Here is a 221-nt window from a genome sequence, read left to right as displayed (position 1 = left end):
GCTAAGGCAGCTAAGAAAGCTGACCGTGTTGCCGCTGAAGGTTTGACTGGTGTTTATGTGAACGGTAACGTTGCAGCAGTAGTTGAAGTAAATGCTGAAACTGACTTCGTTGCGAAAAACGCTCAATTCGTTGAGTTGGTAAACGCAACAGCGAAAGTCATCGCTGAAGGTAAACCAGCTAACAACGAAGAAGCTCTTGCTTTGACAATGCCTTCAGGTGA

1 pseudogene is annotated in these 221 nt (G+C 45.7%); it reads left to right on the top strand.

Annotated features, from left to right (window positions below):
- Nucleotides 1-221, top strand: a pseudogene (locus tag HJY11_RS14155) (translation elongation factor Ts); the annotation flags it as partial.

Origin of the sequence: Bittarella massiliensis (ex Durand et al. 2017) (assembly GCF_017566145.1) — a bacterium.
Taxonomy (GTDB): Bacteria; Bacillota; Clostridia; order Oscillospirales; family Ruminococcaceae; genus Bittarella; species Bittarella massiliensis_A.
The sequence above is the reverse complement of the archived record's forward strand: the minus strand, read 5'-3'. Positions and strand labels throughout refer to the sequence as shown.